The 24,678-nt window shown below is 59.7% G+C and carries 25 protein-coding genes and 2 pseudogenes; 16 read left to right on the plus strand and 11 right to left on the minus strand.

The genetic code is table 11. The features are described from left to right. Window positions 1-81: 81 nt before the first annotated feature. The gene (locus AKJ29_RS09980) at window positions 82-801 is read right to left on the minus strand and encodes a response regulator (protein ID WP_055190350.1); all 720 of its coding nucleotides are present in this window, start codon (window positions 799-801) and stop codon (window positions 82-84) included. 293 nt (window positions 802-1,094) lie between these two features. Here AKJ29_RS09980 and mce point away from each other — a divergent pair, with 293 nt between their 5' ends. From mce to AKJ29_RS09995, 3 genes are read left to right on the plus strand one after another with little or no spacing between them, the layout of a single operon-like run. Further along, entirely contained in the window at window positions 1,095-1,499 is a 405-nt protein-coding gene (gene mce, locus AKJ29_RS09985; RefSeq protein ID WP_055190352.1) for a methylmalonyl-CoA epimerase, read from the plus strand. Next, on the plus strand, window positions 1,499-1,774 hold the full coding sequence (locus AKJ29_RS09990; RefSeq protein ID WP_055190354.1) for a DUF1467 family protein: 276 nt from the start codon (window positions 1,499-1,501) through the stop codon (window positions 1,772-1,774). The genes mce and AKJ29_RS09990 overlap by 1 nt, the downstream gene beginning before the upstream one ends. Window positions 1,775-1,813: 39 nt before the next feature. Continuing rightward, complete coding sequence (locus tag AKJ29_RS09995; RefSeq protein ID WP_139231461.1) at window positions 1,814-2,335, plus strand: dienelactone hydrolase family protein; 522 nt, start codon at window positions 1,814-1,816, stop codon at window positions 2,333-2,335. Between the two features lie 33 nt (window positions 2,336-2,368). On the opposite strand, the gene AKJ29_RS10000 is transcribed toward AKJ29_RS09995, so the two are convergent. The 3 genes from AKJ29_RS10000 to AKJ29_RS10010 all read right to left on the minus strand — a co-directional run bounded on the left by AKJ29_RS10000 (window position 2,369) and on the right by AKJ29_RS10010 (window position 4,973). Next, the gene (locus AKJ29_RS10000; protein WP_055190358.1) at window positions 2,369-3,055 is read right to left on the minus strand and encodes an EI24 domain-containing protein; all 687 of its coding nucleotides are present in this window, start codon (window positions 3,053-3,055) and stop codon (window positions 2,369-2,371) included. Between the two features lie 9 nt (window positions 3,056-3,064). Beyond that, the gene (locus tag AKJ29_RS10005; RefSeq protein ID WP_055190360.1) at window positions 3,065-3,643 is read right to left on the minus strand and encodes a nitroreductase family protein; all 579 of its coding nucleotides are present in this window, start codon (window positions 3,641-3,643) and stop codon (window positions 3,065-3,067) included. A gap of 200 nt (window positions 3,644-3,843) precedes the next feature. Beyond that, window positions 3,844-4,973 (minus strand): IS3 family transposase gene (locus tag AKJ29_RS10010; RefSeq protein ID WP_409360022.1). Its coding sequence is split into 2 segments (ribosomal slippage): window positions 3,844-4,739 and window positions 4,739-4,973, totalling 1,131 coding nucleotides; the frame shifts between segments, so codons are not numbered across the junction. Between the two features lie 12 nt (window positions 4,974-4,985). Between AKJ29_RS10010 and AKJ29_RS20035 the strand changes: the two genes are divergently transcribed. The 4 genes from AKJ29_RS20035 to AKJ29_RS19900 all read left to right on the plus strand — a co-directional run bounded on the left by AKJ29_RS20035 (window position 4,986) and on the right by AKJ29_RS19900 (window position 7,985). Next, window positions 4,986-5,231, plus strand: coding sequence for a S24 family peptidase (locus AKJ29_RS20035; protein ID WP_055190366.1), 246 nt, complete (start codon window positions 4,986-4,988; stop codon window positions 5,229-5,231). A gap of 294 nt (window positions 5,232-5,525) precedes the next feature. After that, window positions 5,526-6,788, plus strand: a complete 1,263-nt coding sequence (pyrC, locus tag AKJ29_RS10025; RefSeq protein WP_055190368.1) for a dihydroorotase — start codon at window positions 5,526-5,528, stop codon at window positions 6,786-6,788. Between the two features lie 88 nt (window positions 6,789-6,876). Then, window positions 6,877-7,491: a glycerol-3-phosphate 1-O-acyltransferase PlsY gene (gene plsY, locus AKJ29_RS10030; protein ID WP_055190569.1), complete on the plus strand. Its 615-nt coding sequence runs from the start codon at window positions 6,877-6,879 to the stop codon at window positions 7,489-7,491. Between the two features lie 230 nt (window positions 7,492-7,721). Next, window positions 7,722-7,985, plus strand: a complete 264-nt coding sequence (locus tag AKJ29_RS19900; RefSeq protein ID WP_200909146.1) for a DUF805 domain-containing protein — start codon at window positions 7,722-7,724, stop codon at window positions 7,983-7,985. Here the strand turns inward: AKJ29_RS19900 and AKJ29_RS10040 are convergent. Then, the gene (locus AKJ29_RS10040; protein WP_055190370.1) at window positions 7,982-8,236 is read right to left on the minus strand and encodes a DUF167 domain-containing protein; all 255 of its coding nucleotides are present in this window, start codon (window positions 8,234-8,236) and stop codon (window positions 7,982-7,984) included. The two genes, AKJ29_RS19900 and AKJ29_RS10040, sit on opposite strands and share 4 nt — an antisense overlap. A 72-nt stretch (window positions 8,237-8,308) precedes the next feature. On the opposite strand from AKJ29_RS10040, the pseudogene AKJ29_RS10045 reads away from it, so the two are divergent. Continuing rightward, a pseudogene (locus tag AKJ29_RS10045) lies at window positions 8,309-8,791 on the plus strand (class II histone deacetylase); the annotation flags it as partial. Continuing rightward, a complete protein-coding gene (locus AKJ29_RS10050) occupies window positions 8,734-9,720 on the plus strand; it encodes a helix-turn-helix domain-containing protein (RefSeq protein WP_139231523.1) in 987 nt (328 codons plus the stop codon). The pseudogene AKJ29_RS10045 and the gene AKJ29_RS10050, both read left to right, overlap by 58 nt. Window positions 9,721-9,831: 111 nt before the next feature. Here the strand turns inward: AKJ29_RS10050 and AKJ29_RS10055 are convergent, their stop codons facing one another. From AKJ29_RS10055 to AKJ29_RS18745, 4 genes and pseudogenes are all read right to left on the minus strand, one after another. Then, window positions 9,832-10,275: a hypothetical protein gene (locus AKJ29_RS10055; RefSeq protein WP_055190374.1), complete on the minus strand. Its 444-nt coding sequence runs from the start codon at window positions 10,273-10,275 to the stop codon at window positions 9,832-9,834. A gap of 1 nt (window position 10,276) precedes the next feature. Then, complete coding sequence (locus AKJ29_RS10060) at window positions 10,277-10,717, minus strand: hypothetical protein (protein ID WP_055190376.1); 441 nt, start codon at window positions 10,715-10,717, stop codon at window positions 10,277-10,279. Then, window positions 10,710-11,675 (minus strand): aspartate carbamoyltransferase catalytic subunit, encoded by a 966-nt coding sequence (locus AKJ29_RS10065; protein ID WP_055190378.1) that lies wholly within the window; start codon window positions 11,673-11,675, stop codon window positions 10,710-10,712. The genes AKJ29_RS10060 and AKJ29_RS10065 overlap by 8 nt, the downstream gene beginning before the upstream one ends. Before the next feature lie 114 nt (window positions 11,676-11,789). Then, window positions 11,790-12,552, minus strand: a pseudogene (locus AKJ29_RS18745) (IS5 family transposase). Window positions 12,553-12,812: 260 nt separating this feature from the next. Here AKJ29_RS18745 and AKJ29_RS10080 point away from each other — a divergent pair. The 5 genes from AKJ29_RS10080 (at window position 12,813) to AKJ29_RS10100 (ending at window position 19,925) form a co-directional block, all read left to right on the plus strand. Beyond that, window positions 12,813-13,190 carry a hypothetical protein gene (locus AKJ29_RS10080; protein ID WP_139231476.1) on the plus strand — a complete coding sequence of 126 codons (378 nt, stop codon included), beginning with the start codon at window positions 12,813-12,815 and terminating at the stop codon, window positions 13,188-13,190. A gap of 377 nt (window positions 13,191-13,567) precedes the next feature. Further along, window positions 13,568-14,365 (plus strand): uracil-DNA glycosylase, encoded by a 798-nt coding sequence (locus tag AKJ29_RS10085; protein WP_055190386.1) that lies wholly within the window; start codon window positions 13,568-13,570, stop codon window positions 14,363-14,365. Between the two features lie 99 nt (window positions 14,366-14,464). Continuing rightward, window positions 14,465-15,016: a molybdenum cofactor biosynthesis protein B gene (gene moaB / locus AKJ29_RS10090; RefSeq protein ID WP_055190388.1), complete on the plus strand. Its 552-nt coding sequence runs from the start codon at window positions 14,465-14,467 to the stop codon at window positions 15,014-15,016. 112 nt (window positions 15,017-15,128) lie between these two features. Continuing rightward, window positions 15,129-16,577, plus strand: a complete 1,449-nt coding sequence (locus AKJ29_RS10095) for an efflux RND transporter periplasmic adaptor subunit (RefSeq protein ID WP_055190389.1) — start codon at window positions 15,129-15,131, stop codon at window positions 16,575-16,577. A 3-nt stretch (window positions 16,578-16,580) separates the two neighbouring features. Next, window positions 16,581-19,925: an efflux RND transporter permease subunit gene (locus AKJ29_RS10100; protein WP_055190391.1), complete on the plus strand. Its 3,345-nt coding sequence runs from the start codon at window positions 16,581-16,583 to the stop codon at window positions 19,923-19,925. Between the two features lie 248 nt (window positions 19,926-20,173). Here the strand turns inward: AKJ29_RS10100 and AKJ29_RS10105 are convergent, their stop codons facing one another. Both AKJ29_RS10105 and greA read right to left on the minus strand, forming a co-directional pair. Beyond that, a complete protein-coding gene (locus AKJ29_RS10105; protein WP_055190393.1) occupies window positions 20,174-21,223 on the minus strand; it encodes a hypothetical protein in 1,050 nt (349 codons plus the stop codon). 46 nt (window positions 21,224-21,269) lie between these two features. Then, a complete protein-coding gene (greA, locus tag AKJ29_RS10110) occupies window positions 21,270-21,740 on the minus strand; it encodes a transcription elongation factor GreA (RefSeq protein WP_055190395.1) in 471 nt (156 codons plus the stop codon). Between the two features lie 126 nt (window positions 21,741-21,866). On the opposite strand from greA, the gene AKJ29_RS10115 reads away from it, so the two are divergent. Further along, window positions 21,867-22,886, plus strand: coding sequence for a phosphatase PAP2 family protein (locus tag AKJ29_RS10115; protein WP_055190396.1), 1,020 nt, complete (start codon window positions 21,867-21,869; stop codon window positions 22,884-22,886). Window positions 22,887-22,999: 113 nt separating this feature from the next. After that, on the plus strand, window positions 23,000-24,652 hold the full coding sequence (locus AKJ29_RS10120; RefSeq protein WP_055190399.1) for an electron transfer flavoprotein-ubiquinone oxidoreductase: 1,653 nt from the start codon (window positions 23,000-23,002) through the stop codon (window positions 24,650-24,652). The last annotated feature ends 26 nt before the right edge of the window (window positions 24,653-24,678 follow it).

Below are 24,678 nucleotides of genomic sequence, written 5' to 3' on the forward strand. Positions count from 1 at the left end.
CCAGTCAGCAACCGGCGGGATACTCCAGACCTCCAGCCGCTGTTGTCGTTACCGGTGCCGTTGCTGGTGCCATCCGGCCAGTCAGAGTGCCTGACGCGCGGCAAGCCGTTCCTGAACCAGCCCGGCGACCAGATCATATTGCTTGCGCCAGCCCCCCTCTCCCCTACCCGCACGGGCAAGATCGTCAGCGGCATGTTCGAGCTTTTTGTCATGGGCCGAGCGCGCCACACCACCGAGGAACTGGGCAATATACCCGACATCCACATTATCCGGATCCTCCCCCATGATCTCTGCCATATGGCTGAGGTCATCCTGCAGGGCCATTGCATCGGGATGCACCAATTCGCCGGAGACTTCGCGCAGACCTGAAGGGCCTTCGCCTTTGGGCAACAGCTCCAGCACGGTTTGTTGAAACACCGCGAGGCTTTCAAGCGGCTTTGCCATGAACCGATCTGCCCCGGCCTTGATTGCGTCGTTGTGGGTGGCGTCATCACCGCTGATTGCGATCAGCACCGGAACGCGGCATGGCTCCTGCGCCAGTTCCCGGATCAGATCTGCCCCTGACCCGTCGGGCAACCCCATATCCACAATCACGATGGAGGGGCGGTAGACCCGCAGATGCCGGTGCGCGGAGGCCAGACTATCCGCCCGGCGAATCCGTGCCCCGGATCGCAGGCACAGAAGGCGAATAGCCTCGGAGGCATATCGGCTGTCTTCGACCAACAGCACGGTCTTGCCCTGCAGGGGGCGGTCGGGGGTTGCGGGTTGGCTCATCAAGAAGCGTTCGAGATCATCACTCATGGCAGCGATTCCTTTCCTCCCCCACGAAAGCCGAAAATGGTAAACCACGGGTTAATCCCCCATGCCCAGCCAAGATCCCACACTGAAGCGTTTCGGGGAAAACTTGGGGGCAGGTGGGTATCCTGAGACGTCCACGACATTAATATCTCTTACGGCGTTTCCATTTTTCCCTGCCTCAGAGGGACGTCAAAACACTTTAACAGTCACAATTGCTGCTCTGCGGCATGTGCGTTCTTGCCACAGACCCCACCCACACGGCATAAGACCCCAACACTTGTCGGAGGGAGAGAGAAATGATTGGACGTCTGAACCACGTGGCCATTGCGGTGCCGGATCTGGAAGCGGCTTCGGCCCAGTATCGTGATACGCTTGGGGCCAAGGTGAACCCGCCGCAGGACGAACCGGATCATGGCGTGACCGTGGTGTTCATCGAACTGCCCAACACCAAGATCGAACTGCTCTACCCGCTGGGGGACAATTCGCCCATCGCAGGTTTTCTGGAAAAGAACCCCGCCGGTGGCATCCACCACATCTGTTATGAGGTCGACGACATCCTGGCCGCACGGGACAAGCTGAAAGAGGCCGGCGCACGTGTGCTGGGCACCGGAGAGCCCAAGATCGGCGCCCATGGAAAGCCGGTCCTGTTCCTGCATCCGAAAGATTTCAACGGCACTCTGGTTGAGCTGGAACAAGTCTGATGACCATAACCGCAGCCCTTGTCCTGTATGTCGTGATCTGGTTCGTGACCATGTTTGTGGTCCTGCCCATCCGCCTACGCACGCAGGGCGACGAAGGGGCCGTGCTGCGGGGAACCCATGCCGGTGCGCCCGCCAATTTCAGGCTTGGGCGCACCATGATTATCGTCACCATCTGGGCAAGCCTCGCCTGGGCAGTGGTTGCGGGGATCATCGTCTCGGGCTGGATCACGGTTGAGGATATCGACTGGTTCAACCGGATGGGACCAGAGGGGTAATCATCGGTCTTTGAGGTGCAGCACAGTCGGAGCCAACCAATGAAACTATGCGTTGTGACCGACATATTTTCCGCGCCCGCCCCGGTGGAATGTATCAGCGCCCGCTTGCCAGACCTGACCCAGGTCGAGCACCTTTCCTTGCCAGAGCTGAGCGGAGCACCTGATCTGAACGGGCCCGCCCTGCATCAGCATTTGTTCCAACAGGGTGGCCTGGAAACAGCCGTCCGCGCCCTTTCCGAGCGCCTGAGCAGCGATTGGTTTGGGTTGGGGTATAGCGCCGGGGGAACCGCCCTGTGGCAGACCGCTTGCCGATATGTGCGTTTGCGAGGGCTTTACTGCATTTCCTCGACACGGCTGCGAGACGAACGGGAAATCCCTACCCCGTCCCTGGTGTTTTTCGGGGAGGAGGACCCAAACATACCCTCAGCCTCATGGCGATCAACCATCCCCGACACATGTATCATGTTGCCCAATGTGGGGCACAGCTACTATCAGGATCGACACTCGGAGCAATGTCACATCACGCTGCGCCAGATCGCCGACGATATGTCCAACCGTTAGCCCGATTGCGTCACGGGTTTCGGGCTCCTGAACTCACCGTCCCGACAATCGCTGGAACATATGGGTGAAGGTCGCGGCCCCCAGAATGGGGATCAACAGGTTCACTAGCGGGATCGACAGCGGCACGGCCATCAGTATGCCCGCAATCCAGATCTGGGTGTTGTGACGTTTGCGCAGGGCATGGGCCGCCTCACGCTCCATCCGGCGCATCGCCGCCATGGTGAAATATTCCCGCCCCAGCAGATAGCCGTTCACCGCGTAAAACAGGATCGGCGCCAGCGGCCCCACAAAGAAAAACAGGATCAGCGCCACAAGGTTCACGCCAACAATCACGCCGAAAAACCCAAGGCTTTCACGGATTGCAGCTGAGATCGGCTGGGCAGCGTTCGGCGCCAGATACGGGTAGTGCCGCGCCTCAACCGCATCCGCCACCTCATCAAGAAACAGCCCGGTAAAGGCCCCCGCCACCGGCACCATCAGCACCGCAGACAGCACGATCATCAACAGCGCGGCCACCCACATGGCAACACCACCGACAAAAGACACCTCCCCCACAAACGGCAGGCTCAGCACGTCGGGGATCACAAACCCTACCAAGGTGACCATGACCCAGGTGATCGCCACCAAAAGCCCAACCGTCAGCCCCAGACCCTTCAAAAGAACCTTACGAAAGCGCGGATCACTCAGTTGGGCAAGCGCGCGGAAAAAATCATCAATCATCACAGGTCCTCAGTTTTCAATCCAGGTGGTAAGGGCGGCAATATCCGGGCGTGGACGTTCTGGCGGGGCCACGGTTTCCGTGCCAATGTGAATGATCCCGGCCACCCGCTCATGATCCTCAAGCCCAAGCCCGTCGCGCAGAAACCCCCGATCCTGAGAGGCCCAGCCCGACAGCCAGTTTGCCCCCCAACCCGCAGCCAACGCCGCGTTCAGAAGTTGCAGACAGGCCGCCCCCGCCGAATAGGTCTGTTCGATCGCCGGGATTTTCTCCGAGACCACCGGGCTTTCAACCACAACAACCGCAAGAGGCGAATTGTCATAGGCATGGCGCTCTTTGGCCACTTTCATCTCGTCAATGCCCAGTGCCGCACCGCGGAGGGTGACCAAAGCCGCCAACCGCTCCAGCGCAGGCTTTTCCAGAACAATGAACCGCCACGGCTCCAGCTTGCCATGATCCGGCGTGCGCCCGGCCGCCGTCAGGATCGGCATCAGGTCTTCACGCGACGGCCCCGGCCCGGTCAGGGTTTTTGCAGGCCGGGAACGACGTGTCAGCAGAAACTTCAGGGCGGCGTCATTGCGTTCAGGCATATCGCTTCTCTTTTCAGCACGGTTGCACTCTGCACCGCTCACGCGGCTTGCTTCGGTGACATGTCGTATCTCGAACCGCTCCCGTCAAGATGTAAAGGCAATTTACATCAAGATTGCCACATCTCAGGATCCCGCATTTTTCTTGTTCCAAATATCCCGGGGTGGACTTGTCGCGTATTTGTGCCGCTCCGGTTTCTCACTTAAGCGACCTTTCGTTCGAAGGCCAAGGGGCTTTTCCAGCCCAGTGCTGAGTGCCTTCGACGCGGATTGTAGAAGCCGTTGATGTATTCGAAGATGGCCATCTCAGCATCGCGACGTGTCCGCCAGGATCGCTGCCACAGCAGTTCCGCCTTGATGGTCTTGAAGAAGGTTTCGACGGCAGCGTTGTCGTAACAATTCCCAGTCCCGCTCATTGATACCTTGAAGCCGTGCTGGCGTAGGATCTTCTGGTAGTCGTGGGAACAGTATTGGCTGCCGCGGTCCGTGTGATGGATGCAGCCCTTCGATGGTCGCCGCAAGGCAATGGCCATGTTCAACGCTCGGATCGCCAGGTCCCGCTTCATACGATTACTGACAGCCCAGCCGATCACCCGTCGGGAATGCAGATCGAGGATGACCGCGAGATACAGCCAGCCCTCTTGGGTCCAGACATAGCTGATGTCACCCGCCCATTTCCGATTCGGACGGGCTGCCGAGAAGTCCCGGTTCAGTAAGTTCGGTGCGATGTTGAAGCTGTGGTTGCTGTCCGTGGTCGCCTTGAACTTCCTGTTCCTTCTAACCACAATGCCGTTATCACGCATCAAGCGTCCGATGCGGCGGTGGCCGACTGGCAATCCCAACTCTTTCAATTCCTCGGTCATGCGTGACCGGCCATAGCTGCCGAGAGACAGGGCAAACTGTTCACGGATATGAGCCAGCACAACCATGTCCTTGCGTTGGCTCTGGCTGAGGGGGCGGCTCCGGAAGGCCCGATACCCCCGCGGGCTGACATCCATGATTTGGCACAGCCGTTCGATGGGCAACATTTCGGCGTTCTTTGCGATGAAAGCGAACCTCATTTGCTTCGCTCCGCAAAGAACTGGGTGGCCTTTTTTAGCACCTCCCTCTCCTCCCGGAGCATGCGGTTCTCTTTGCGCAGCTCCGCGACCTCGCGCTCGAGATCAGAATGGGCAGAAGGCTTCTCTGGGTTGCGCCGATCCTGCTGGATCCAACGGCTCAGCGTCGAGAAGCCGACGCCAAAATCCGCAGCGACCTGCTTACGCGGCAGCCCGCTGGTTAACGCTACCCGCACTGCCTCTGCGCGGAATTCGGGGGTGGGGTTCGATGCCATGATGTCTCTCCTTTGTGGCAAAATACCAAGTCAAAGGAGCGGAACAATTCCGCGACAGGTCCAAAAGATGGCAAGGCTTTCGTGGTGCGCGTTTGGGATGAGTTTGTGGTCAAGCACGTCCAGATCATCGGCAAGAGCGCGATCTCGTTGCTCAGTGCCAACACGATTTACCCGCCGCGAGAGCTCAAGCTCCCCCTCGATGATCGTGACTTTCAGATCATCGGCCAGGTGGTCGCATCGATGCATGAATGGCCATAGTTGATGCCGCGTTTGGTGAGTTGCGGCATCAAGCGGCTCTATTCTAAAATAAACCGTGCCGCTTTTGCCAATCGGCCAATTTTGCCCGCGTTTGTCGGATCGCCCATAAACAAAGGCCTTTCAGAGATGAGCCCTTTCATGCATTCCAATTTAGAACGTGCTCACCATTCCAATTCATTCCGATCCCCCCCACCGCCCTCTTCATCCTGCGCCAAGGTCAAACTCCCTGTAGAAACGCCCGCCAAAACCGATTAGGACATTTCCAACCAACCCCATGCCAAAGGGACCGCTTCGATGACCAAGACCTTCACCAATGCCCGCCTGATCAATCCTGAAACCGGCGAAGATGCTCTGGGCAGCCTGACGGTGGAAGATGGGGTGATCACCGCGCTGAACCAGAAACCGAAAGGTGAGGTGATCGACTGTGGCGGCAAATGCCTGGCCCCCGGTCTGATCGACATGGGCGTGAAAATCGGTGAGCCGGGCGAACGCCATAAGGAAAGCTTTCGAACCGCCGGGGATGCAGCGGCGGCGGGTGGCGTGACCACCATGGTGATCCGTCCGGACACCACACCTGCCGTGGACACGCCGGAAACGCTCGCTTTTGCCACAAGACGTGCCGCTGAGGTGGCGCCGGTGAACGTGGTTGCCCTCGCGGCGCTGACCAAGGAACGGGCCGGGCGCGAGATGGTAGAGATGGGCTTCATGCTGGATGCGGGCGCCGTGGCTTTCACCGATTGCGACCATGTGGTCACCGATCCCAAGGTCTATTCCCGCGCCATGACCTATGCCCGGTCGCTGGGGGCGCTGATCATTGGTCACCCGCAGGAACCGAGCCTGTCGAAAGGGGCCGCTGTCACCTCGGGCAAATTCGCCTCGTTGCGGGGCCTGCCCGCGGTTTCGTCCATGGCCGAACGGATGGGGCTGGAACGGGACCTCGCGCTGGTTGAGATGACCGGGGTGCGCTATCATGCCGACAGCCTGTCCACCGCAAAATCCCTGCCCGCGCTGGAGCGCGCAAAGGCTGCGGGGCATTCGGTCTCGGCCGGGGTGAATATCCATCACCTGTGCCTGAATGAACTGGATGTGGGCGACTATCGCACCTTCTTCAAACTCAAACCACCGCTCCGGTCGGAAGAGGATCGCGTGGCGATGATCGAGGCGGTCGCCTCCGGGCTTGTGGACGTGGTGTCGAGCTTTCACACGCCGCAGGATGAGGAGAGCAAACGCCTGCCGTTTGAAGAGGCTGCCTCTGGGGCCGTGGGTCTGGAAACCCTGCTTCCCGCCGCGATGCGGGTGGTGCATTCGGGGCTGATCGACCTGCCTGCAATCTGGCGGGCGATGTCGCTGAACCCGGCCAGGCTGCTGGGGCTGCCCGGCGGTCGTCTGGCACCGGGTGCGCCTGCGGACCTGGTGCTGTTTGACCCGGATGCCCCCTTTGTGCTCGACCGGTTCAAGCTGCGTTCGAAATCGAAGAACACGCCTTTTGACGGGGCGAGGATGGAAGGCCGGGTGATCGGCACCTGGGTGGCTGGTGTGTCGGTTTTTTCGGGGTAAGGGGCGCTGCCCCTCGACCTGCGGTCTCACCCCGGGATATTTTTGACCAGAAAATGAGGGCGCTGGCCGTCCGAGATGAGGAATGATCATGCCTGAGTTAACGTCTGCGCTGCCGGTTCTGGCTCTGGCTCTGGTGGCTGTGCTTGGCTACCTGCTGGGGTCAATCCCGTTTGGTATTGTGATGGCGCGCCTGTTCGGGTTGGGGGATCTGCGTCAGATCGGATCCGGCAATATCGGCGCGACCAATGTGCTGCGGACCGGCAATAAACTCGCCGCGTTTCTGACGCTGATCGGGGATGCGGGCAAAGGCGGTGCTGCGGTGCTGGCGGCGCGTGCGCTGGTGGGGGAAGACGCGGCGCAGGTTGCGGGTTTCTTTGCCTTTCTGGGCCATTGCTTTCCGGTGTTTCTGGGCTTCAGGGGCGGGAAAGGGGTTGCGACCTGGCTGGGCACGATGCTGGCGCTGTCGTTCCCACTGGGTCTTGCGGCCTGCGCTTCTTGGTTGGTGACGGCGGTCGTGTTTCGGATTTCATCCCTGTCGGCATTGGTGGCGGCGGCGCTGTCGCCGGTGGTGGCGCTGTTGCTTGGGCAGGACAGTCTGGTGGGGCTGGCGGTTGCCTTGGCTGCATTGATTTTTTACCGGCACAGCGCCAATATCTCTCGTATTCTCAAAGGTGAAGAGCCGAAAATCGGCAAAAAGGAGTGAGTTTATGGATTTCCAAACGGCAGTCAAAACCTGCTTTTCCAAATATGTGACTTTTCAGGGGCGGGCTCGACCTGCATAGTACTGGCTGTTCTTCTTGTTTCTGGCGATTGCATTCTCTATCGCAGTGTTTCTCGATCTCTATTTCTGGGGCACCACCACAGCAAACGAAGTTTCGCCGGGGACATTCAGCTATTCACGAAACACGGACAACCCCGTACCTGACTGGTTTTTTGTGGCTTGCAACTGTTCTGCCTTATCTGGCTGCGGCAACACGTCGTTTGCATGACACCAGTCGTTCTGGTTGGTGGCTTCTGCTTGGGTTCGTTCCCCTTATCGGAGGGATCATTCTTATTGTGTTTCTGGCGTTGCATGGCACCCGTGGCGACAACCGCTATGGTCCAGATCCGCTGGACGGGGCAGTGGGCGGTGGAGTTGATCCTAATGCAGGGGATGAGACCTATCGCCAATCCTCCATCCCGCGCGTGGGTGATTAATTTATCCGAAACACCTTGTCGCGCGACGTGGCCCCATGGGTGAGGGTCAGGCGCGATTTTGACACTCCCAAGGCGGTTGAGAGCAGCTTCTCGACCGCCTTGTTTGCTTTTCCGCCTTCGGGCACCGTGGTGACGGAGATTTTCAGCCCGCCGTCGACCTCTTCCACCGCATTGCGGGACGCTTTGGGGGTGACGCGCACCGCAAGCGTGGCACCGGGGATTGCGAGGTGAGAGAGGCTGCCTTTTTTCATACCCTCTTGGTGGCGGAAATGGCTGGACGGGGCAAGGGTGCGCGTTAAGCTTGCGCCAAAGCGGAGGATATCATGGCCACGGGATTTTACTGGGATGAACGCAGTTTCTGGCATTCGGGTGGCAATTATGCGGGGACGCTTCCGGTGGGTGGGCTGGTGCAGCCGCTGGCGGCGGGCGGCTTGCCCGAAAGCCCCGAAACCAAGCGGCGGCTGAAGAACCTTCTGGATGTGACCGGGTTGTCGCGTGAGCTGGTGGGGTCGAGCGCCCCTGCAGCCACCCATGAGATGCTGGCGCGGGTCCATCCCATCGCCTTTCTGGACAGATTTAAGCGGGTGTCTGATGCGGGGGGCGGCGAGCTTGGCCTGCGCACACCGTTTGGACAGGGGGGATATGAGCTGGCGGCGCTGGCGGCGGGGCTCTCGGTGGCTGCCATGCGGGATGTGTTAAGCGGGAAGGTGGAGAACGCTTATGCGCTGTCACGCCCGCCGGGGCATCATTGCCTGCCCGATTTTCCCAACGGGTTCTGTCTGCTCGCCAATCTTGCCATCGCCATTCGCACCATGCAGAGACCGGCAAAACCGTCTTAGTAGCCGATCAGGCTCACCAGCCTGACGCCGCTTTCCAGCGCAACCTCGATCTGGCGATCTGGCGTAGTGACGTGATCCGGCCCGCCACCGATCTGCCCAAAGGATCAGCCGAGCGCGCGGCCATGATCGAAAAGATCGCTGAGACGCCTCATCGGTTCCCGACTGGTAAGCGTAAGCTGATCACCAAACAAACCCTCTATAACTGGGTGCGCGACTATGAGGCCTCTGGCATTCACGGCCTCATGCGCAAGACGCGCACCGACAATGGTGCCAAGCGCCAAAAGGTCACCCGTGCTTGGGATGCATTCTTTGAGGCGCACATCGATGCGGCCAAGCATGCCGAGATCAGCGATGAGCTAACCACCTACATCCGATCCCTCTGGGCGGCGGGTGAGCGCGGCTGGCGCTCGATCACCGAGAAATCCACCACCCGCCTGATCGAGATGAGCCGAGGGCTTAATGTGCTGGCCTTTGATGCGCTTGAGCTGGGCTGGTGTGGTGACACCAACGCCAAGGGCACCCAGTTCGGCCTTTGCAACGTGAACCGCCGCCAGGTGGAACATCACCGCGAATATGCGCTCCGCGCCATCAAGGACAAAGACAACGCGGTATTCCAGGACAACTATATGCCCTCGATCCGGCGTGACTATTCCAGCCTCTTGCCGCGCCAGATTGTCGTGGGTGAAGCTCGAAACAAAATCTTCTATGCATCGAGCACGAGCTTACCAACAGGGTTCGATGACCCCAGTGAAGCACTTACCAGAGAGTGTCAGCTTACGCTCGGTTTGATCTGGGGCGCGATTGATTTGACAAGGAATGCGGGCCAGAAAATACCATTCATCGAACAGGCACTGCAAACCGCCAACATCGCAATTGCTGAGCGTAAAAAGAAATAATGCAGACAAAGCAGAAGACATTGGCGCAAACGCAGCGAAATTTCCCTTCCTCCCGCATAACGTTCGTTGCCAATCTCTTGTTGGAACATCCCCATTTGCGGCGGTACTTGGTCACGCCCCCCGCGCCCGATCAATCTGCGCCTTGGTGTCCTTTGCGTCCGCCTGATATTTCAGCATGTGCTTGTCGCCCGCAATCGTCACCACCTGGGCGGCGGTGAAAATGGTGTTCACCGCGTCGATATTGTGCAGCAGGATGGCCGATCCGGTGGGACCGATCAGGCGGCGGTTGGTGAGGGTCCAGATAAAGCCGGTCTGTTCCTTGAGCAAATAAGCCCCGCGCAGGGCGATGGCCAGCACGGCCCCCACGATCCCAGTCCACGGGAAGGGGTTCTTGATCGCCATCAAGATCACCACCATCACCACAGAGCCGATCGCGGCCAGCATGACGTGTTCCTTGAGATAGGTGGTCCGATTGCCCTGAAACTGCGCCAGTATTTTTTCACCGGGCTCCAGATCCGGCACGGTCTGATCTTCCAGACGGGGTTCAAGTTTCATATCAGTCCTCTAGGGCTTTTTTCAGTTCTGCCACCAGATCCGCTGGTGCATCGGTGTCAAGGCGCTGGGTGGCCACCGCATCTTTGCGCCGGATCGTGACGATCACCGCCCGGTCCAGCGGTTTGATGCCAGCGATACTGTCGCGCGAAAAGGTCAGCCCCTTGCGCAGATACAGCGCCTGGGAGGTCAGGGCCCAATCGCCCTGATGGCGCAGACCCAGCATGAACGCTCCGAAAGCGAGGTAAAAGATCAGCGCGAAGACCGGCACCATGGCCCAGCTGAACAACCCTACGAAACTGCCCAGCACACCATAGATTGCCGTGGCGCCCAATGTGGTGAAAACTGCAATCCGCAGCGCGGTTTCACGGCGGGCGGAGCCGCGCAGGATCAGGTCTTCGCCCTGATCGAGCTGCAACCAGTCTTTTGATACACGCTTAGGCATAGGTCTCTTTTTCCGCCTGATCACGTGCGATGATGCGGTGGTTGCGTGCCAGCAGGTCCATCGCGGCCATGCGCACGGCCACGCCCATTTCCACCTGTTCCTGAATGACCGAGCGGTTGATGTCATCGGCAATGGTGCCGTCGATTTCCACGCCCCGATTCATCGGGCCGGGATGCATGACAATCGCGTCATCCTTGGCATTTGCCAGCTTTTCGGCATCCAGCCCGTAACGGTGGTAATATTCGCGTTCGGACGGGATAAAGCCCCCATCCATACGTTCCTTCTGAAGCCGCAGCATCATCACCACATCCGCGCCTTTCAGACCCTCCTCCATGTCGTCATAAACCTCGACCCCGAACTGGTCGATCTGGCTGGGCATGAGGGTGGGCGGCCCCACAAGGCGCACCCGGTTTTCCATCTTGCCCAGAAGGATCAGGTTTGAGCGGGCCACGCGTGAATGCGCGATGTCCCCACAGATCGCAATGGTCAGACGATGCAGACGGCCCTTCTCGCGCCGGATCGTGAGCGCGTCCAAAAGCGCCTGCGTCGGGTGTTCATGTTTGCCATCACCCGCGTTCAGCACCGCGCAATTGACCTTCTGTGCCAGCAGATCCACCGCCCCGGAATGCGGGTGGCGCACCACCAGAAGATCCGGGTGCATTGCATTCAGCGTCAGCGCGGTGTCGATCAGCGTCTCGCCCTTTTTGATCGAACTGGCCTGCATCGCCATATTCATCACATCCGCGCCCAGCCGTTTGCCCGCAATTTCAAAACTGGCCTGGGTGCGGGTGGAGTTTTCAAAAAACATGTTGATCTGCGTCAGCCCGGCCAGCGCATCGGAGCGTTTGTTGCCGCTGCGGTTCAAATCAACGTAATCATCGGCCAGATTGAGGATGGTTTTAATCTCCTCGGGGTGCAGATGTTCGATGCCCAGAAGATGGCGCTGGCGAAATGTCATGGGGGCCTCCGATCCGTGTTGCTTTGCTTATAGGATCGGGGGGGCGGGACGTCTATCCTGCAATGCAGGGCGTTTCATCGCATGGGGAGAAAACTAGAAAACTAGGGCGTAGACTCATAAGAGCCAAATGACTGTTGCGGCGACGTGGGCTGCTGCCAAGAAGGTTTTTGGGCAGCGGAAGGTGCGTCGTGATAGGTGTCGCCAAACCTTGATGCGGTTGAACATGCGCTCGACGATGTTGCGGGTTTTGGAGAGGGCTGCGTCATATTCGAATTGCATTTTGCGGTTCTTGCGCGGTGGGATGCAGGCGGTTGCCTTGGCGTCGCTCAGCCAGTCGCGCAGGTGATTTGCGTCGTAACCTCGGTCTGCAATGACGGTGGTTCCCCTGGCAATATATGACTCAAGGCATTGATTTGCATTAGTAATATCGGCTCGATGCCTGCGGTCAGATGCAGATGGACCGGCTTGCCACTGCCATCGCACACCAGATGCAGCTTTGAATTCAACCCGCCTTTTGTCTTGCCGATATCCCGTCCTTCGCCGGTGTTTTTTTGGCACCATTGGCTGCGATGCGATGGGTTTTGACATGGCTGGCGTCGATCATCAGCGTGGAAAGATCTGCCGTCTCCCGCGCCAAAGTTTCGAACACATGCTCGAAAACGCCTGCTTCAGACCAGCGTTTGTAGCGGTTGTAGAGCGTCTTGGCGGGGCCATATTCCGGCGGCACATCGGACCAGCGATAGCCTCGCTGAATGCAGAAAATGATGCCCGATAACACGCGCCGGTCGTCGACACGCGGAACACCGCGCGGCGTATTGGGCAACAAGGGCCTGATTTTATTGTACTGTTCTTCGGTGAGCCAGAAATGCGACGACATGAAACCTCCCAGATTTCACATCTTGAATCACATCAACGTTTATAGGTCTACGCCCTAGAAAACTAGAAAACTAGAAAACTAGAAAACTAGAAAACTAGAAAACTAGAAAACTAGAAAACTAGAAAACTAGAAAACTAGAAAACTAGAAAACTAGAAAACTAGAAAACTAGAAAACTAGAAAAGAGGGGCCAGACAGGCCTGTGTGGGTCAAGCCCCTCTTGTGGGACATCTCCGCCCGCGCTTACCATTCATCAACCAAGATGAGCGTAACTCTCCCCATGTCATGGAAAAACCGCATTCAAAACATCCTGCTGCTGCAGCGCGACTGGGACAGCCTGTCGAATAAGGAACTCATTCACCTTCGCGGAAGCGCTCTTTGGTGGCGCAATTGGGCTTTGATCGCACTATCCCTTTATCTTATTTGGTTGGCGGTAGCGGTATTCTCCTTTGGCCTCTCATACACGCTTGACCGCCTTTCCCCGCCCCGTCATTCCTTTGTCACGCTCATTCGAGAACATTTCATCGGCCTGACCGCATTGGTCATTGCCGTTCCACAGCACCTAAAGTTGCAACAGATTGACAAAATCACCCATGATCGGATGTGGGGTGATCACAAGACTGACGATGCAAATCCCTAAGATCATCCAAACGGTTCAATCGCCATTCTACATACGCCTTCCCATTCTCAACCTGAGAAATCAAGCTAGACAGCTGAATATACTCACTTATGTCACTCACCCCAGCGACGAAATCATCCCAGCCGAAAAACACATTCAGAAACTCCGCAGCACCAATACCAGCCGCATTTGCCAGCGCCCCAACATTTCCACTCACCCGGAACGCTCGGAAAGCCACTCCGATTCCCGTAACAGAAGCAATAAGCCCTCCAATCTGTTGACCTACTTCCCATAGTGCTTCTGCAGCATCCCGACCAAAACGCGGTAAGGGCAACGGACGCCACAGCCCCCTCGCAACAGGCGTTGCCCCCGCCCGCGCCACCGCCTACCCTGCCCTCATGGAATCACCCGCGCTCTCTGATCTCGACTGGCACATCGCCCGCGCCCATCTCGACTGGCAGGTCGAACTGGGGGTGACGGATGCGATTTGCGATGCGCCGATCAACCGCTATGAGCTGGAGGCGAGAAAGCCCAAAACCGCCGCGCCGACACCGCTGGCCTCCCCGCCCGCGCGTGTGCCCGACCCCGAGGTGGACTGGGTCGCCCGCGCGAAAGAAGCCGCCGCACGGGCACAGGATCTTGAGGCCCTGCGTGCCGCATTGGAGGCGTTCGATGGCTGTGACCTCAAGAAAGGGGCGCGCAACACGGTGCTGGCCGATGGCAACCCCGCCGCCCGCGTGATGATCATCGGAGAGGCCCCGGGGCGGGACGAAGATATTCAGGGCAAACCTTTCGTGGGCCGCGCCGGGGGGCTGCTGGACCGGATGTTTGCCGCCATCAACATGGGGCGCACCGCAGCACTGTCAAAAAACGCGCTCTATATCACCAATGTGATGCCCTGGCGCCCACCGCAAAACCGCGACCCCAGCCCCGAGGAAATGGCCATGATGGTGCCCTTCCTTCAGCGTCACGTCCAGCTGGTCGCCCCCGAGCTGATTGTGCTGATGGGCAACACGCCCTGTCAGGCGGTCCTTGGCAAGCGCGGGATCACGCGGATGCGGGGACGTTGGGAGGAGGCATGGCACAAACCGGTCCTGCCGATGTTCCACCCGGCCTATCTTCTGCGCAACCCGGCCGCAAAACGCGAGGCCTGGGCGGATCTGCTGGAATTACAGGCCCGGCTGCGCGATCTCTGACCCCGCACCCCCTTGGTCCATGCCCCCTTGATCCATATCAGGGATTTGCCGATATGATCCGGGCAAAACAGCGCCATATTCCGATGAAAGGCCACCTTCATGTCCCATATCCCCGCCGACAACAAACGTGACTTCATCCCGGTGCGCATTGCGATCCTGACAGTCTCCGACACGCGCTCGATGGACGAGGACCGCTCCGGCGACACCCTTGTTGCACGGCTGGAAAGTGCAGGCCACGAACTGGCCGACCGCAAGATCATCCGCGATGAGCGTGGCGAAATTGCCGACCAGCTGCGCGCCTGGAGCCTGGACCCGGAGATCGACGTGATCATCTCTACCGGCGGCACCGGCCTGACCGGACGGGATGTGACGGTTGAGGCCCATCGCGATGTCTATGAGAAAGAAATCGAAGCCTTCGCAACCGTTTTCACCATGATTTCGATGGAGAAGATCGGCACATCGGCGGTGCAATCCCGCGCCACGGGTGGCGTGGCCAATGGCACCTATCTTTTTGCACTGCCCGGCAGCACCGGCGCCTGCAAGGACGCCTGGGACGGGATCCTCGAAGCCCAGCTGGATTACCGCCACCACCCGTGCAATTTCGTCGAAATTTTCCCGCGCCTCGAAGAACACAAGCAACGCAAAAAATAATCGACAGAAATCGGTGATTGTCCCGTATCACCTCTTGAAGAAGTGACCATCCGCATCTTGCCACCGGACAAAAGCCGGGCAAGATGGGGGTGGATGAAACGGAGTATTCCACATGCGTTTTCTGGGTCGCAGCCTGACCGGGCTTTTCCTGCTTGCCGCCACTATTGGTCTTCTTGCGCTGGCTGCGCTGCAAATTTCGGCCGCGTTCAAGGCGCGTGCGGAACGCGACAATGCCCGCCCGCAGGGGCGCGAACGGCTGTTTGCCGCCAATCTGCTGCCCTATATCGAGGCCCGCGAAGTGCCGATCCTGTCGGTACATGGCGAGGTGGCCTCCCGGCGCGCGCTGGACGTGCGCTCGCTTGCCGGTGGCACGGTGATCGACATGACCGACGGGTTCGAAACCGGCGCGCGCGTCACCGAAGGAGAGCTGCTGTTACGGATCGACCCGACCGAATTCATGCTGGCCCAGGAACTGGCCCGGGCAGATGTGGAGCAGGCCGAGGCAGATGTCGCCGAGGCCGAGGCCGCCCTTGAGCTGGCGCGTGACGAACTGGCCAATGCCAAGCGGCAGGCAAGCTTGCGTGAGGCGGCGCTGGAACGGCAGAATGACCTTGTCAAACGAGGGGTCGGCACCGAAGCCGCAGTGGAAACCGCAGCACTGGCTGCGGCCTCTGCCGAGCAGGCGGTGCTGGCCAAACGGCAGGCGGTGATCTCGGCCGAGGCACGGATTGCCACCGCCAACACCACTTTCACCCGCCGCAAGATCCAGCTCGACGATACGCAGCGCCGGCTGGAAAACACCGAAATCTATGCCGAGATCTCCGGCACGCTGGCGGATGTAACCGTGCTGCGTGGCGGGGTGGTTTCCACGAATGAGAAACTGGCCCGGATCATCGACCCGAATGCGCTGGAAGTCAGGTTCCGCCTGTCCACCACGCAATATGCACGCCTTCTGACCCCTGAAGGCACCCTTCCCCGCGCGCCGATCAGTGTGCGACTGGACAGCGCAGACGGGGTGCTGGTGGCAACCGGAACACTGGCACGCGAAAGCGCGGAAGTGGGAGAGGGCCAGACCGGGCGTCTGGTTTTTGCAACGCTGGACGCAGCAGCCGGGTTGCGCCCCGGCGACTTCGTGACCGTCGAAGTGGCGGAGCCTGCACTGGATCGCGTGGCGCGTCTGCCGGCATCAAGCCTTGGCGCCAACGGCACTCTTTTGCTCCTGGGCGAAGGGGATCGTCTGGAAGAGGTGACGGTCACGCTCCTGCGCCGTCAGGGCAATGAGATCCTGGTGCGCGGTGACGGGCTTGCGGGTCGTGAGGTGGTGGCCGAACGCACCCCCACGCTTGGCGCGGGCATTCGGATCAAACCGCGCCGCGCCGGTGGCGAACAGACACCCAAGGAGATCACCCTCAGCACCGCGCAGATCACGGCAATCCGCGCCTTTGTTGAACAGAATACGCATATGGAAGACGATGCCAAGGCCCGGATCCTTCAACAGATCGAAACGGGCAGGATGCCTGCCGCCACGCTCGAGCGGCTGCAGTCGCGGATGGGGAGCTGACCCATGACCACGCGTGCCCCCCTCTCAGCTGCCAATGGCGTCCTGTCCTATTTTACCCGCCATGCCACGCTGGCCAATCTGTTGCTGGTGGTGCTGCTCACACTGGGCATCATGACCTACCCCCGAATGCGGGCGCAGTTCTTTCCCGACGTGGTGGTGGAAAGCGTGACTGTCACCGTGTCCTGGGACGGGGCCGGGGCAGAAGATGTGGATGCGGGCATCGTTCAGGTTCTGGAACCGGCCCTTCTGGCTGTCGAAGGCGTGGAAGAGGTGATTTCACGCGCAACCGAAGGCCGGGCACGGATCGAGATGGAGTTCGAACCCGGCTGGGATGTGGCCCAGGCCGCAGATGACGTGCAGGTCGCCGTGGACGAGATCAGCACCTTGCCCGAAGACAGTGACACGCCGATTGTCCGGCGCGGGGCCTGGCGCGACAGTGTGACGGATGTGGTGATCACCGGACCGGTGGGCATAGATCAGCTGGGACGGTTCACCGATGAAATGGTGGCGCGCCTGTTTGATCGCGGCGTGACCCGCACCACCATTCGCGGCATTGTTGCACCGGAAATCCTGATCGAGCTGCCGTCGATTTCTCTGCTGCGCCACGATGTGACCATGGCGCAGATCGCTGCGGCGATCCGGGAAGAGGTCTCTACCGCGCCGGCGGGGGATGTGGCCTCGGGCGCGGCGCGGGTGCGCACCGGCGTGGCCAAACGCTCGGCCGATCAGATCGAGGCCATTGTGCTGCGCTCGAACCCGGACGGTTCCAAACTGACCATTGGCGATGTGGGGCGGGTGCTGAGCCGGGGCGTGGATCGGGAACGGTCCTATTTCGTGGGTGACCGACCGGCGGTTGCGCTGAATGTATCGCGCTCGGCTGCGGGGGATGCCATTGCGCTGCAGGAAGAGGTGGAAGAGGTGCGCGCCGCCATGCTGCCATCCCTGCCCGATGGGGTCGAGATCACCCTGATGCGCACCCGGTCCGAGCTGATCAAAGCCCGGATCAACATGCTGATGGAGAACGGGTTGCAGGGGTTGTCCCTCGTGCTGATCCTGCTCTTCCTGTTTCTCAACGCCCGCACGGCGCTTTGGGTCGCGGCCGGGATCCCGGTGGCGATGCTGAGCGCGATTTTCCTGATGTATATGTCGGGACTGACGATCAACATGATCTCTCTTTTTGCGCTGATCATCACCTTGGGGATTGTGGTGGATGACGCGATTGTGGTCGGAGAGCACGCGGATTTTCGCGCCCGGCGTCTGGGGGAAACCCCGATTGAGGCCTCCGAGAACGCCGCGCGCCGCATGTTTCCGCCGGTCTTTTCCGCCACCATAACCACCGTGATCGCCTTTTTCGGCCTGACCTCGATCGGCGGGCGGTTTGGCGACATGATTGCCGATATTCCCTTTACCGTCATTGTGGTCCTGCTGGCCTCACTTGTGGAATGCTTCCTGATCCTGCCCCATCACATGGCCCATGCACTGACCCATACCGCGAAAGAACACTGGTATGACTGGCCGTCGCGTCAGGTGAACCGCGGCTTTCGCTGGGTCCGTGATCATGCATTCCGCCCGCTGATGAAACTGGTGATCCGGGCCCGTTACCCCGTGATGGCAGCGGTGATCCTGCTCTTGATAAGCCAGGTGTCGATCTTCATTCGCGGCGACCTGACCTTTCGTTTCTTCAACGCACCCGAGCGCAGTTCAATCACCGCAAACTTTGCCATGGTCTCAGGTGCCACCCGCGAGGATACGCGTGAAATGATGGGGTTGGTACAAGCGGCGGTCGACAGAACGGCGGCCCAGTTCGAAGCCGAGTATGGTCGCGCGCCCCTGACCGTGGCCCTTGCCCAGACCGGGGGAAATTCCGGGCGTGGCCTGTCCGGGGTCGACAGCAAGGATACCGACCTGTTGGGGGCTATGGTGATGGAACTGATCGACGCCGATCTGCGCCCCTATTCAGTAAGCGCTTTTGTGTCCGCCTTGCAGGAGAATGTCCCGCAACACCCGCTTTTGGAAACGCTCAGCTTCCGTGGTTCGCACTTCGGGCCGGGGGGGGATGCGCTGGATGTGGAACTCTATGGGGCAGAAAGCGAAACCCTGAAAGCGGCTGCGGAAGCATTAAAAAAAGCCCTGGCTGATTTCCCAGAGGTCTCGGCCCTGGAAGACAGCATGGCTTATGACAAGGACGAGCTGCTCCTCGATCTAACCCCGCAGGGGCAGGCCCTCGGCTTTACCATCGACGGGTTGGGCCGGGTGCTGCGCGCGCGCTTGAACGGGCTTGAGGCAGCCACGTTCCCGGATGGCACCCGTACCGCCGCAATCCGGGTAGAACTCCCCGAAGAGGAGTTGACTGCGGATTTTCTGGACAGCACTCAGATGCGCAGCGCCGCTGGCACCTATGTTCCGCTGGCCGATCTTGTTTCCGTGCAGACACGCACCGGTTTTTCCAGCGTCGAACGCGAAAATGGCATCCGCCTGATCAACGTCACCGGCGATCTGGATGAAAACAACCCGGCCCGCGCCGAGGAAATCACCCGCACTCTGGCCGATGACATTCTGCCCCGCATCGCCGAGGAGTTTTCCGTGACGTGGCAACTGGGCGGGCTTGCCGAGCAGCAGGACGAATTCCTGAACGATGCCAGCACCGGCCTGATCCTGTCCCTGCTGGGGATCTATCTGACGCTGGGCTGGATTTTCTCCAGCTGGACCCGCCCGTTTGTGGTGATGGCGATCATTCCGTTTGGTCTGATCGGGGCCATCATCGGCCATGTCAGCTGGGGGGTGCCGCTGTCGATGTTCTCTGTCGTCGGGCTGATTGGCATGACCGGTATCATCATCAACGATTCCATCGTCCTTGTGACCACGATCGACGCTTATGCACGGGACAGAGGGCTTGTTCCTGCAATCATAGATGGCGCCGCAGACCGGCTGCGCGCAGTGATGCTCACCACGGCCACGACCGTGCTGGGGCTGGCACCGCTTCTCTATGAAACCTCGCGCCAGGCGCAATTTCTGAAACCGACGGTGATCACCCTGACCTATGGGCTGGGTTTTGGCATGGTCCTGGTGCTGATCGTGGTGCCCGCACTGGTGGCGATGCAGGCAGATCTGGCCCGTATGGTGGCCGCCCTCAGACGCCTGTGGCGAGCGCGCGCGCACCAGGCGGTGCGCAAGGTGCTGGGGGTGGTGGCAACCGCAATCGCCCTCCTGCTGGGGGCCGCCGTCACTGCGGCCGCGCTTTACGGCCTCACCCCGTTGGCAGTGGGTGTCTTCATACTGGCCGCAGCGGGGATCACGCTTGTCATCTACATTGCAGTCTTTGCCTTCTGGCATCCAAGCGGTAGCTGAGCTGAAGCTGACCGGACAGAGGATCTGACCGCTAAGCCGCATATTTTCTGGTCATAAAGCGTTTCGACTTTTCCCTGTTTCAGGTGACCGTCGAAGCGCTTTAAAATCCCGGGGGGATTGCCATCAGGCTCGGAGGTTGCTCAAACCTTTGGTTTGAGCCTGAAGGGGCGCTGCCCCTCGCGGCTTTGCCGCTCACCCCGGGATATTTGAGCAAGAGGAAGACAGGGAAAAGAGCGCGGGGTAGCGTGTCAGTCAAACGTGCCGGTCACGCGCCCCAGCAGCATGAAGGCACGGGCGGTTCGGGTGTTGGACAATTCGGCGATGTCACTATCCGAGGCGTTTTTCTCAAAATCCGCGAAAGTCTGGTCAAATTTGCGCAGGAAGTGATGCGCGGCATCGCGGAAGATCGGATCTTGGCGCATACGGCCTGCGGTCAGGGCCAGGGAAGAGCGATCCCGCACCCCGCCCAGCGTTGCAACCGTCCGCCCCCGCTCGCCGGCTGCAAATTTGCGCCAGATTTCAGGTTTGGCGCGATCTGGGCGCAGATCATCCATATAGATGCCATCCTGAGACAGGAGCGTCAGCACGTCCTGTGAGGCCTGCACCAGGCCGGACACTTTTCGGTCGGAAAGGGCGCGGCGCAGGGCGCGGAAGCCCTCGGCGTCATTTTCGTTCTCGGGGAAATGCAGGGCGCGGATGAAATCCTCGATCGACAGTGGCGGGGCCATGTCCTCCAGCCGGGTGCCCAGCGCGAGGCTGGTCTGATCATCCATTGTTCCCCCGGCCAGGCCGGAGGGCAGGGCGGGCATGGCGGGATGGGTCTGCACCCCACCCGGGCGGATCGAAGTAAAGGTTGCCAGCGCGGTTTCGGTTTTCTTGCTGACGGCGGCGATTTCCTCGAGTTTTCGTTCAACCTGAGAGGGCTGTTTCACACCGCCCGCCTGCTGCTGAAGATAGGTCTGGCGCATCCCGTCAATTGCCGCCTGCAACCGGTTGCTTTCCTCGCGCATGATACGCGCCGAGCGCATTGCCGCCACGGCCACCCAGATCAGCGCCACCGGCATGAAGATGGCGAGCAGGACAATCACAAAGCGCAGCGGATCGGCACCATTGCCGCCACCGCCCCCCAGCACGATGAAAAACGCTGCACAGGCAAACAGCCAGACGGCCGACACGGCCAGCCCGATGACCTCACCTGCGCTGAGCGAGGAGATATCCGGTGCCTGCAGCGGACGGTTCAACCCGCCGCCCGATTTGGCGGATTTTTTGGCCGGGTCGCTTTGCGGGCCAACACTCATGGCCTCACTCCTGATTGGTCAACGATGAGATACGCGTAAAGTTACTTTAAATATACTGGATCTTCAAAATCTCGTAAGCACGTTCTCCGCCGGGGGTGCGCACCTCGACACTGTCCCCTTCTTCCTTGCCGATCAGGGCGCGGGCCAGCGGGGATTTGATGTTGAGCTTGCCATTTTCCAGATTGGATTCCGGTTCCCCGACAATCTGGTAGGTCTTTTCCTCTTCGGTATCTTCATCGATCAGGGTCACAGTGGCCGAGAACTTGACAGCGCCCGACATGTTGGCGGGGTCGATCACGTCCGCCAGGGACAGGATGCCTTCCAGCTCTTTGATGCGCCCCTCGATGAAGCCCTGTTTTTCGCGCGCGGAATGATATTCGGCATTTTCCTTCAGGTCGCCAAGCTCACGGGCCGAGGCGATGGCCTCGATGATCGCGGGGCGTTCCACCGACTTGAGGTGTTTCAATTCATCACTGAGCGCGGTGTGGCCCGCACGTGTCAGGGGTATCTTGTCCATGAAGTGTTACAGATCCTGTTTGGCCCGGCACGGCGCCGGAACCTTTCGTTCCAAAAGATGTATAGGCAAAGCGGCTGTCTGCCGCTAGATTTGGTATAAAAGAAAAGCAAAATCGAGCGGTTTGCAATGCCATTATTCGCCTTGATCACGCTGGCCTACCTTATCGTGGGCGGGCTGGTGACCTTGATCTACAGGGACAATCCCCTGCATCTGCTGCTGGAAATGGCAGAAGCGATCCCGTTTTCACTGCTTGTCTTTCTGTCCTTGGGCTGGTGGGTGGTGCCCCTGTTTCTGGTCGTAACCTTCCTGTTTGACCGCAAAACCATGGTCACGCGCCTGTCGCGCGCCATTCTGGCGGTGATGATCTGCTCGGCAATGTTTCTGATGTTCACCATGCTGAAGACCACCATGCCCTTCATCCTGCCCTTCTGGGCGGATCCCTGGATGGCAGATCTGGATCGGGCGCTGCATTTCGGGGTGGACCCCTGGCGCCTGACCCATGCGTTTTCTGCCTGGATCAATCCCGAACTGGTGGGGACGATCTATTTCACCGCCTGGCTGTTGCCCTGCATGTATCTTCCGGTTCTGATCGTGATGTTCGACATGGACGCGCGGCGGTTCCGGCGCTTTATCCTGCTTTACCTGTTCAGCTGGATTGTCATGGGCAATGTGCTGGCGCTGGCGTTTCTGTCGGCCGGGCCGATCTTTTACGACCGCCTGTTAGGGGGCGATACATTTGCCCCGATGATGGCCTCTTTGCAGGAGATCGGCTTTGCCGGGGGCTTTCTGGATGCGCTCAGTGACAACCTCTGGGCCGCCTATGAAAGCAAGGCGCAACTGCCCGGCTCCGGCATTTCCGCCTTCCCGTCGGTGCATATCGCCACCGCCACGGTCTTTGCCCTTTACCTTTACGAACGCCACCGGGCGTTTTTGCCCCTGTCGATCCTGATCGTGGCAACCTATCAGTTCCTGTCCGTCTATCAGGGCTGGCACTATGCGATCGACGGGTATTTTTCGATTCTCGTCATGATCGGCGTCTGGATCTGGTTGCGGCGGCGCGAAAAGCGCTCTGCCCCCGCCCCAGCCCGGCCACCGACCTGCCCCCCGCCGCCGGGTCATTCAGCGACTGACAGCGCAAACAATTAACAAAAAAACGGCAGATAGGTCGCAATCTCCTGATTTGACGCCGTGTTGCGATTGACCCTGCCCAAGTGGCGAGCTAACGATCTTGCTGAAACGGACCATCCGGGGAAAAGATTATGAGCGAGATTGAACGCGAAAGCATGGAATACGATGTGGTCATCGTGGGCGCTGGCCCCGCTGGTCTGTCGGCAGCCATCCGTTTGAAACAGCTGAACGCCGACCTTGAGGTTGTTGTTCTGGAAAAAGGGTCCGAAGTGGGCGCGCATATCCTGTCAGGCGCGGTGTTTGACCCTTGCGGGCTGGACAGGCTGATCCCGGACTGGAAAGAAAAAGGCGCGCCGCTGAACGTGCCGGTCAAGGAAGACAACTTCCTGGTGCTTGGGCCGGCAGGGTCGATCCGCCTGCCCAACTGGCCGATGCCGAAGCTGATGGACAACCACGGCAACTACATCGTGTCTATGGCCAATGTCTGCCGCTGGATGGCTGAGCAGGCCGAGGAACTGGGCGTGGAAATCTTCCCAGGCATGGCGGCGTCCGAGCTGGTTTACGGCGAAAACGGCGAAGTCAAAGGCGTTGTTGCTGGCGTATTTGGCCTGGAAGAGGATGGCTCTTACGGCCCGAACACTGAGCCGGGCATGGAGCTGCACGGCAAATACGTGTTCATCTCAGAAGGGGTGCGCGGGTCGCTCGCCAAGGAAATCATCGCCAAATACGACCTTCAGGCCGGGCGCGACGTGCAGAAATTCGGCGTCGGCATGAAGGAAATCTGGGAAATCGACCCGGAGAACCACCGCGAAGGCACCGTGACCCACACGATGGGCTGGCCGCTGGGGTCAAATGCAGGTGGGGGCTCGTTCCTCTATCACCTGGACAACAACCAGGTTTACGTGGGCTTCGTGGTGCACCTAAACTACAAGAACCCGCACCTTTACCCCTACATGGAGTTCCAGCGTTTCAAGCATCACCCCGAGATCGCCAAGGTGCTTAAGGGGGGCAAACGTATCGCCTATGGCGCGCGGGCAATTTCCGAAGGTGGCTATCAGTCGATGCCGAAATCGGTCTTCCCGGGCGGGGCGCTGCTGGGCTGTTCCGTGGGCCTCGTGAACGTGCCGCGCATCAAGGGCAACCACAACGCCATGCTGTCGGGCATTGCGGCGGCTGAAGCGGCTGCCAAGGCGATTGCCGCTGAACGCTCGGGCGATGAACTGGCTGATTACGAGACCGAACTGCGCACGGGCGAGATCGCTGATGACCTCAAGAAGGTGCGCAATGTGAAGCCGATCTGGTCGAAATGGGGCCTGACCGCGTCGTTGGTGCTGGGCGGTCTGGACATGTGGACCAACTCGCTCTTCGGTTTCTCCTTCTTCGGCACCGTGAAGCATGGCAAAAACGATGCGCAGGCCACCGGCAAAGCGGCGGATTACAAGGTTATTGATTATCCGAAACCCGATGGCACCCTCTCGTTTGACCGCCTGACCAATGTCAGCTTTGCGGCCACCAACCACGAGGAAAGCCAGCCCTGCCACCTGCGCCTGGCCGATCCGAATGTGCCGATCAATGTGAACCTGCCCGAGTTCGACGAACCCGCCCAGCGCTATTGCCCTGCGGGTGTCTATGAGGTGATCAAGGAAGACGGCGCCGAGCCGCGCTTTGTGGTGAATTTCCAAAACTGCGTTCACTGCAAAACCTGCGACATCAAGGACCCGAGCCAGAACATCACCTGGACCGTTCCGCAAGGAGGCGACGGGCCGAACTACCCGAATATGTAAATCGGCGGAAAATGACCGTATTGTGA

Source organism: Aliiroseovarius crassostreae (assembly GCF_001307765.1).
Taxonomy (GTDB): domain Bacteria; phylum Pseudomonadota; class Alphaproteobacteria; order Rhodobacterales; family Rhodobacteraceae; genus Aliiroseovarius; species Aliiroseovarius crassostreae.